The 7,905-nt window shown below is 41.7% G+C and carries 6 protein-coding genes and 3 pseudogenes; 6 read left to right on the top strand and 3 right to left on the bottom strand.

Features of this window, described 5'->3' with window-relative positions; all coding sequences use genetic code 11:
- The 5 genes and pseudogenes from HNQ69_RS05900 to HNQ69_RS05880 all read left to right on the top strand — a co-directional run.
- Positions 1-139, top strand: a pseudogene (locus tag HNQ69_RS05900) (glyceraldehyde 3-phosphate dehydrogenase NAD-binding domain-containing protein); the annotation flags it as partial.
- Positions 140-162: 23 nt separating this feature from the next.
- Positions 163-309 (top strand): annotated as a pseudogene (locus tag HNQ69_RS05895) (glyceraldehyde 3-phosphate dehydrogenase NAD-binding domain-containing protein); the annotation flags it as partial.
- Between the two features lie 23 nt (positions 310-332).
- Complete coding sequence (gap, locus tag HNQ69_RS05890; RefSeq protein ID WP_183229138.1) at positions 333-1,340, top strand: type I glyceraldehyde-3-phosphate dehydrogenase; 1,008 nt, start codon at positions 333-335, stop codon at positions 1,338-1,340.
- Between the two features lie 336 nt (positions 1,341-1,676).
- On the top strand, positions 1,677-2,870 hold the full coding sequence (locus HNQ69_RS05885) for a phosphoglycerate kinase (protein WP_183229197.1): 1,194 nt from the start codon (positions 1,677-1,679) through the stop codon (positions 2,868-2,870).
- A 114-nt stretch (positions 2,871-2,984) separates the two neighbouring features.
- Positions 2,985-4,016 carry a class I fructose-bisphosphate aldolase gene (locus HNQ69_RS05880; RefSeq protein ID WP_183229137.1) on the top strand — a complete coding sequence of 344 codons (1,032 nt, stop codon included), beginning with the start codon at positions 2,985-2,987 and terminating at the stop codon, positions 4,014-4,016.
- Positions 4,017-4,336: 320 nt separating this feature from the next.
- On the opposite strand, the gene rpmE is transcribed toward HNQ69_RS05880, so the two are convergent.
- The gene (gene rpmE / locus HNQ69_RS05875; protein ID WP_183229136.1) at positions 4,337-4,558 is read right to left on the bottom strand and encodes a 50S ribosomal protein L31; all 222 of its coding nucleotides are present in this window, start codon (positions 4,556-4,558) and stop codon (positions 4,337-4,339) included.
- Between the two features lie 187 nt (positions 4,559-4,745).
- Here rpmE and HNQ69_RS05870 point away from each other — a divergent pair, with 187 nt between their 5' ends.
- Complete coding sequence (locus tag HNQ69_RS05870) at positions 4,746-6,536, top strand: ABC transporter transmembrane domain-containing protein (RefSeq protein ID WP_183229135.1); 1,791 nt, start codon at positions 4,746-4,748, stop codon at positions 6,534-6,536.
- A 761-nt stretch (positions 6,537-7,297) separates the two neighbouring features.
- On the opposite strand, the pseudogene HNQ69_RS05865 reads toward HNQ69_RS05870, so the two are convergent.
- Positions 7,298-7,582: pseudogene (locus HNQ69_RS05865) on the bottom strand (inositol monophosphatase family protein); the annotation flags it as partial.
- Positions 7,583-7,665: 83 nt separating this feature from the next.
- The coding region (locus HNQ69_RS07990; protein WP_281380953.1) for an inositol monophosphatase family protein at positions 7,666-7,905 on the bottom strand (240 nt) is incomplete at its 5' end.

The raw sequence follows: 7,905 nt of genomic DNA, 5'->3' as shown, positions 1-7,905 counted from the left end.
TCGCGTTGCAATTAATGGGTTTGGTCGTATTGGGCGCAATGTTTTGCGTGCCATCGTGGAAAGTGGCGGACAAGATATTGAGGTTGTGGCAATTAATAATTTGGGATCAGTGGAAACCAATGCCCATTTGTCGCGCTATAAAGAGAAGTGAGGAAAATGTAAATGACGGTTCGCGTTGCAATTAATGGGTTTGGTCGTATTGGGCGCAATGTTTTGCGTGCCATCGTGGAAAGTGGCGGACAAGATATTGAGGTTGTGGCAATTAATGATTTGGGATCAGTGGAAACCAATGCCCATTTGTCGCGCTATAAAGAGAAGTGAGGAAAATGTAAATGACGGTTCGCGTTGCAATTAATGGGTTTGGTCGTATTGGGCGCAATGTTTTGCGTGCCATCGTGGAAAGTGGCCGACAAGATATTGAGGTTGTGGCAATTAATGATTTGGGATCAGTGGAAACCAATGCCCATTTGTTGCGCTATGATTCAGTCCATGGGCGTTTCCCAGGTGCTGTTAAGGTGGTTGGAGATGCACTTGATGTCGGGTGTGGTTTGATAAAAGTGTTGGCAGAGCGTGATCCAGCACAATTGCCTTGGAAAGCTTTGGATATCGATATTGCTTTAGAATGTACGGGCATTTTTACTGCACGTGATAAAGCAAGTGTTCACTTGGATGCAGGGGCAAAGCGCGTTCTCGTTTCTGCACCTTCAGAAGGTGCGGATCTAACTGTGGTTTATGGGGTTAATCATCAATCTTTAAATAAAGAGCATCGGGTTGTTTCAAATGCTTCTTGTACAACCAACTGTTTGGCGCCTGTTGCACAAGTTTTGCACAATACTGTTGGCATTGAAAAGGGCTTTATGACAACAATCCATTCTTATACGGGTGATCAACCTGTGTTGGATACAATGCATCGTGACCTTTATCGTGCACGAGCGGCGGCTCTTTCTATGATCCCTACCTCAACAGGGGCTGCAAAAGCTGTAGGGTTGGTCTTGCCAGAGTTAAAAGGATTGCTCGACGGTGTGTCGATACGCGTGCCGACTCCTAATGTTTCTGTTGTTGATTTGACATTTACTGCTAAGCGTTCCACAACGGTTGAAGAAATTAACACAGCTATTTGCACCGCTGCACAAGGTTCTCTCAAAGGAATTTTAGACACTACGGAGGAAAAGCTTGTGAGTTGTGATTTTAATCATAATCCACATTCAGCTATTTTCCATAATGATCAAACGAAGGTGATCGATGGTCAGCTCTGTCGTGTTTTAGTTTGGTACGATAATGAGTGGGGATTTTCAAATCGCATGAGCGATACAGCAGTAGCTTTCGCTAAAACAATATAAAAGAGGATCTTCGGATCCTCTTTTTATTAAAAAGTCAAATTTTTAGAGTAAGAAAAGTGCGTTCTTTTTGAAAAAATTCGTTAAGATTGTTATTGGTGCGCTAGAGAAAAGATGTTGCCTAAATGATTGACGGTAAAGTCTGTTTTTGTTCGGTCATGCTTAGTTTCTCAAAACCCATAAAAGAGAAAAATTTGAAAAACTGAGATTAAAGCAAGACGAAGCATGAAAAAATACAGATGCCAATCTTTTCGTCTGAAAGCGAAGAGCAGATTGTGTAGAAGAGAAAGTGAGCAGGTCCGTTGGTTTGAAACAATGGACAGTGAAAAGGAAACAGTGATGGGTTTTCGTACACTTGATGATGTTGATGTCGCTGGGAAACGCGTTCTTGTGCGGGTAGATTTTAATGTTCCAATGGCGCAAGGCAAGGTATGCGATGAGACGCGTCTTAAACGACATAAAGCGACACTTTTTGAATTGCAAAAGCGTGGTGCGAAGCTTATTCTGCTTTCCCATTGTGGACGCCCCAAGGGACAGGTGGAGCCAGAATTTTCACTACACCCCATTGTGCAAGTGTTGGAAAAAATAATCAATCAACCGGTAGCTTTTGCATCAGATTGTATCGGTGAAGCAGCGCAAATAGCCGTTGAGGCTCTGCAAGACGGTGGTGTTTTATTGCTTGAAAATGTTCGTTTTCATCCAGGTGAAGAAAAGAATGATTGCTCTTTTGCCGAGGCACTCGCCCATAATGGCGATCTCTATGTCAATGATGCTTTTTCCGTCTGTCATCGTGCCCATGCTTCGGTAGAGGGGATAACACATTTGTTGCCTTCTTATGCAGGGCGTTCTTTGCAGGATGAATTGCAGGCATTAGAAAAAGGACTAGGCAATCCAGCGCGTCCAGTTATTGCAATTGTTGGAGGAGCAAAGGTTTCTACTAAACTTTTTGTGCTCAATCATTTGGTTGAAAAGGTTGAGCATTTAGTCATTGGTGGGGGCATGGCCAATAGTTTTTTAGCGGCGCAAGGTCTGTCTGTTGGTAAGTCACTGTGTGAACAGGGGCTTATGGAAACCGTAAAAAAGATTATTGAAAAAGCAAAAGAATGCCAATGTACCCTTCTGCTTCCTGTCGATGCGATTGTTGGATTTCGCTTTGAAAAAGATGCACCCCATCGCCTCTATGATATTGGAGATATTCCTGAAGTTGGTATGATTCTGGATATTGGGACACGCTCTATCGCCCATATCAATGCTGTGATTGATAAGGCTGCCACCCTTGTGTGGAACGGTCCCCTTGGGGTTTTTGAGATGCCTCCTTTTGATCAAGGAACAATTGCAGTTGCCCGCCATGCAGCAGAACGCAGCTTGATGGGGAAATTGGTTTCAATTGCTGGAGGAGGGGATACGGTTTTTGCCCTTAACCATACTGGTGTGGCCAATGACTTTACTTATCTTTCAACTGCTGGGGGAGCTTTTTTAGAATGGATGGAAGGTAAGGTGCTTCCTGGTATTCTCGCTCTTATGCAGGCTTAAAGATTTTATTTGAAGGAAAGTTTAAAGAAAAGCTGTATGGTCATCGGTTAGAGTAGGTATGTTGGTTGTATTGTGCAGTTTTGGAAGTTAAGAGAGAACAAAGAGGAACTTTTTATGAATGAACATCTTGGAGATATTGCACTTGCTCTGGTGTGTGCGGGTAAAGGTATTTTAGCGGCAGATGAGAGTACTGCGACAATTGGAAAGCGTTTTGAAAGCATTGGTATTGAATCCAATGAGGATAATCGCCGCGCCTATCGTGAAATGCTTTTTACCGCAAAAGAAGCTATGGAAAGTGCTATTTCTGGTGTCATCTTATTTGATGAGACCATTCGTCAAAAAGCATCTAACGGGAAAATGTTGACCGATCTTATTCGCGATGCGGGTGCTTTGCCTGGGATTAAAGTTGATACTGGTGCTAAACCATTGGCGGCTTTCCCTCAGGAGACAATTACAGAAGGGTTAGACGGTCTTCGTGAACGTTTAAAAGACTATTATGCTTTGGGAGCACGTTTTGCGAAATGGCGTGCTGTGATTGCGATTGATGCACATGCGCTCCCAACAAGAGGCGCAATAAACCAAAATGCACAAGCTCTCGCGCGTTATGCTGCTTTGTGTCAGGAGGCCGGTATGGTGCCGATTGTGGAGCCGGAAGTGCTGATGGATGGGAAAACGTGCCAGCATTCAATTGCGCGCTGTTTTGAGGTCACAAAAGCTGTTTTGAACGCAGTGTTTAAAGAACTCTTTGAAGCATGTGTTCTTTTTGAGGGTATGATTTTAAAACCTAATATGGTGATTGATGGAAAAGATGCACGGATTGCCAGTGTTGAAGAAGTTGCTGAGAAAACAGTTCGCGTTCTGAAACAGACTGTTCCTGCTGCTGTCCCAGGAATTGCTTTTCTTTCTGGTGGGCAATCTGATGAAGAAGCAACAGCGCATCTGTCTGCTATGAATGTTTTGGGAGCGTTGCCTTGGAAATTGACCTTTTCTTATGGGCGTGCGTTGCAAGCGGCTGCCTTGAAGGCGTGGGCAGGGCGCCACGAAAATGTTTCTGTTGCACAAAAAGCTTTTTGTCATCGTGCAAAAATGAATCATCTTGCTGCTTTGGGACAATGGACAAAAGACCAGGAAAAATCTTACGCTTAAAAAACAACAAATTTTGTGCTTATAGACACTGCTTTTTTTTCGAGGAGAAATCTTTTGCTTTTATCTCTTCTCCTTTTTCTTTGTATAATCACAATTTATACTTATAAAAGTGTCAGCAGGTTTTATTTTTCTTGCAATAGGCAAACCCCGCTTTGAAGCGGGGCATCTCATTGGAAACTTTGGAAGTTGTTTCTCTAAAAATTTTCTCTGTGGAAGAGACAAACAGTGATATTCTCACGGAATCAAAGTAGTTCCTTTGTCTTCAATATACAACAAATTCAGCGGATGTTTTTTCGCTCTTCACAATGAGAAAGAGGATTTTACATACCGAGGTTACCAAAACGGTTTTTGAATTTAGAAACACGACCACCACGATCGACAATTGTTTGAGACGCTCCTGTCCACGCTGGATGAGTTTTGGGATCGATATCCAAGTTAAGGACATCCCCTTCTTTTCCCCAAGTGGAGCGTGTTGTGTATTGGGTACCATCCGTCATAACAACGGTAATCCTGTGGTAATTAGGATGAATATTCGCTTTCATGCGTCAAACCTTTTGTGTCTATAGAATGAAATGGCACTTTCTCCCTTTTTAAAGTGCGTTTTCTTTGTCTTTTTGTTAAGTTGATTAAAGTACTATTTCTATAACTGAGCCTACATCAAAAAACAAGTGTTCAAAATATATCTTATATCAAGTGTTATAAACAACCTAATAGAGTGAGCAAAATTTTATGAATCCCTCCAATTATTTTAAAAAATCTGCAAGATCTTTCACAAAAAAATCTTCATTCTCTTCGTTTGCAACTTTTGGTCCTTATATGGTGCGCTATCGCTGGTTGTTTATCTTTGCTTTTCTCGCTTTATCGGTTGCTGCCCTTGTTACGCTGGCTTTGCCTATTGCTATTCGGCAAATGTTTGATCATGGTTTTTCTACTTCAAGTCATGGCCATATCAATTTTTATTTCTTTATTTTGTTTGTTTTAGCCTTTCTTCTCGCACTTGCTTCCGCTTGCCGTTATTATTGTGTCATCACCTTGGGAGAACGGATTGTTGCTGATTTGCGGCGTGATGTGTTCGTCCATCTTCTGAAACTTTCGCCTGCTTTTTTTGATAAGTCTCATTCTGGTGAAATTGTTTCACGGCTTTTAACTGATACAACCCAAATAAAATTAGCTGTTGGTTCAACTGCCTCTACAGCTTTGCGTCATCTGATTGTGGTGACCGGAGCCATCGTGATGATGGTTATCACAAATACCAAATTGTCCTTACTTGTTCTAACCGCTATTCCCTTTGTCGCTATTCCGTTAGTGGTCTTTGGGCGCAAGGTTCGTAAACGTACGCGCGCTGCACAAGATCGTCTGGCAGAAGCAAATGCCTTAGCAACGGAACAGGTAAGCGCTATTCGTACTGTGCAAGCTTTTACAGCTGAAAAACTTGTTTCTACACGTTTTTCACAGTTTATAGAGCGTGTTTTTCAAACAGCACGTGCTTCTGTTACCTTGCGTTCTTTTTTTACAGGCTTTGCAATTTTTTTGGTGTTTAGCAGTGTGGTTGCTGTTTTATGGATTGGCTCCCGCGATGTTTTGAATGGTACAATGACGGGGGGAACGTTAGGTCAATTTGTTCTCTATGCTGTTTTTGGAGCCTCAACCTTTGCACAATTGTCGGAACTAGGGGCAGAATTAATACAAGCTGCAGGTGCAGCTGAACGGTTGGCGGAGTTGTTGCAAAAACAGCCTACTATTTTAGCTCCAAAAGTTCCTGCACCATTGACAAAACCTGTCCAAGGGGAAATTGTTTTTGACAAGGTTGATTTTATTTATCCTTCTAGACCACAAGAAAAGGTTTTGCATTCTCTTTCTTTTTCTATCAAAGCAGGGGAAACCGTTGCTTTTGTTGGCGCGTCAGGGGCAGGAAAAAGCACTCTTTTTTCTTTGATCCTTCGTTTTTATGATCCAACAAGTGGGCAAATTCGGTTTGATGGTGTGGAGATCAATCGCCTTTCTCTCCAAGATTTACGCGGTTCAATCTCTTATGTTCCCCAAGAGGTTGCCATTTTTGATGGAACGTTACGCGATAATATTACTTTTGGTACAGAAAATATCCGTGAAGAGCAAGTCATTGCCGCAGCTAAAGCAGCTAACGCACTTGAGTTTATTGAAGCCTTACCAAATGGTTTTGAGACTGAAGTGGGAGAGCGCGGTACTATGCTTTCTGGTGGCCAGAGACAGCGCATCGGTATTGCACGCGCGATTTTAAGAAATGCTCCTCTGTTACTGCTTGATGAAGCAACATCCGCTTTAGATGCAAACAGTGAAAAATTGGTGCAAGAAGCCTTAGAAGGATTGATGCAAAATCGAACAACATTGGTGATTGCCCACCGTTTAGCAACAATCTTAAAAGCAGATCGTATTCTCGTGATGGATAAAGGCGCTCTTGTTGAAGAAGGAACACATGCAGAACTTGTCGCACAAAACGGCGTTTATGCCTATTTAGCAAAATTGCAATTCTCACCTGAATAGATGCATCATCATAAAGAGAGAAGCATGTGTTATAACATCGGGAGGTATTCTTATGGAATTATTGGCGCAGTTCCTTTATGCTGACTAATATATCCAATAAGTTACTGTGTTTTTATTCTCTCCGCAGTTTCGTAAAGCATTGTGCTTCATGAGGATAAGAAAAGACACTGCCATCGATTAAAAAGGCACTGTCATCTCTGTCTGATTTTCGTTTTCTTTTGCATCAACTAAGTGTAGAAGTCTAAATTCAAACGAAGGAGTGAGGACGGGGCGTGTTTGTCGAGCTTGGGAAGTAAATCGCACAAATGGTCAGCAGTTCAGGCCTTACCCAAAGGAAAATCTTTAATCAGATTGGTGCGGGGCAGAATCTTTATTCCCGCATAAATCGTCCAAGAATTTAGCACTATAAATTTCTAGCCATGCTTTAAATGTTTTTCTTAAACAACCTTTTGCAACAACACATCAGCATCTTTTGCTTTCACCAATTCACACACATATGCACTCACATGCATCTTTTGATTTCCGGTTCAAAATTGTCTAAATCTGAATTTGGAGAAATGTTATCATCAATGATACGAGACAAATTCCTTCTGAATGTCTTTTTTGAGATTTAGCTGCTTTTTCTAACTAGATGCAAATGCGTTTAAAGTCAGTAATAACATTTTTTGCAAAAGAGATGCATCATCGTCCATTGATCGTTGTGCGCTTTTAAAAGGGTCGGTGAAAGGAGTAGAATACTGCTTTTTAAACATTTTTTAGGTCTAAATGCCTTTTTTAAGAGCTTTTTCTAATTTGATGCGAATGTATTCATTGCCTGCGATGATATTTTTTTTGTGAAATATAGCGTCGCCTCCATCTTTATCGGTTACAAAACCACCGGCCTCACGAACCATCAATATTCCAGCTGCCATATCCCAAATTTGCAGATTATCTTCCCAAAATCCATCGATTCTTCCAGCAGCGACGTAAGCCAAATCAAGAGCAGCAGCTCCAAAACGGCGAAGTCCAGAAACTTCTGCCATCACATTGTGCAATTCAAAGAGATGCATCATCGCCCATTGATCGTTGTGCGCTTCTAAAAGGGTCGGTGAAAGGAGTAGAATACTGCTTTTTTAAACATTTTTTAGGTCTAAATGCCTTTTTTAAGAGCTTTTTCTAATTTGATGCGAATGTATTCATTGCCTGCAATGATATTTTTTTTGTGAAATATAGCGTCGCCTCCATCTTTATCGGTTACAAAACCACCGGCCTCACGAACCATCAATATTCCAGCTGCCATATCCCAAATTTGCAGATTATCTTCCCAAAATCCATCGATTCTTCCAGCAGCGACGTAAGCCAAATCAAGAGCAGCAGCTCCAAAACGGCG

Source organism: Bartonella callosciuri (assembly GCF_014203215.1).
GTDB classification, from domain to species: domain Bacteria; phylum Pseudomonadota; class Alphaproteobacteria; order Rhizobiales; family Rhizobiaceae; genus Bartonella; species Bartonella callosciuri.
This window is presented reverse-complemented; position numbering and strand designations above follow the sequence as displayed.

Bases quoted from the DNA above. Each gene is read 5' to 3' on its own strand.
- gap (WP_183229138.1), top strand. From the start codon at position 333: ATGACGGTTCGCGTTGCAATTAATGGGTTTGGTCGTATTGGGCGCAAT.
- HNQ69_RS05885 (WP_183229197.1), top strand. From the start codon at position 1,677: ATGGGTTTTCGTACACTTGATGATGTTGATGTCGCTGGGAAACGCGTT.
- HNQ69_RS05880 (WP_183229137.1), top strand. From the start codon at position 2,985: ATGAATGAACATCTTGGAGATATTGCACTTGCTCTGGTGTGTGCGGGT.
- rpmE (WP_183229136.1), bottom strand. From the start codon at position 4,558: ATGAAAGCGAATATTCATCCTAATTACCACAGGATTACCGTTGTTATG.
- HNQ69_RS05870 (WP_183229135.1), top strand. From the start codon at position 4,746: ATGAATCCCTCCAATTATTTTAAAAAATCTGCAAGATCTTTCACAAAA.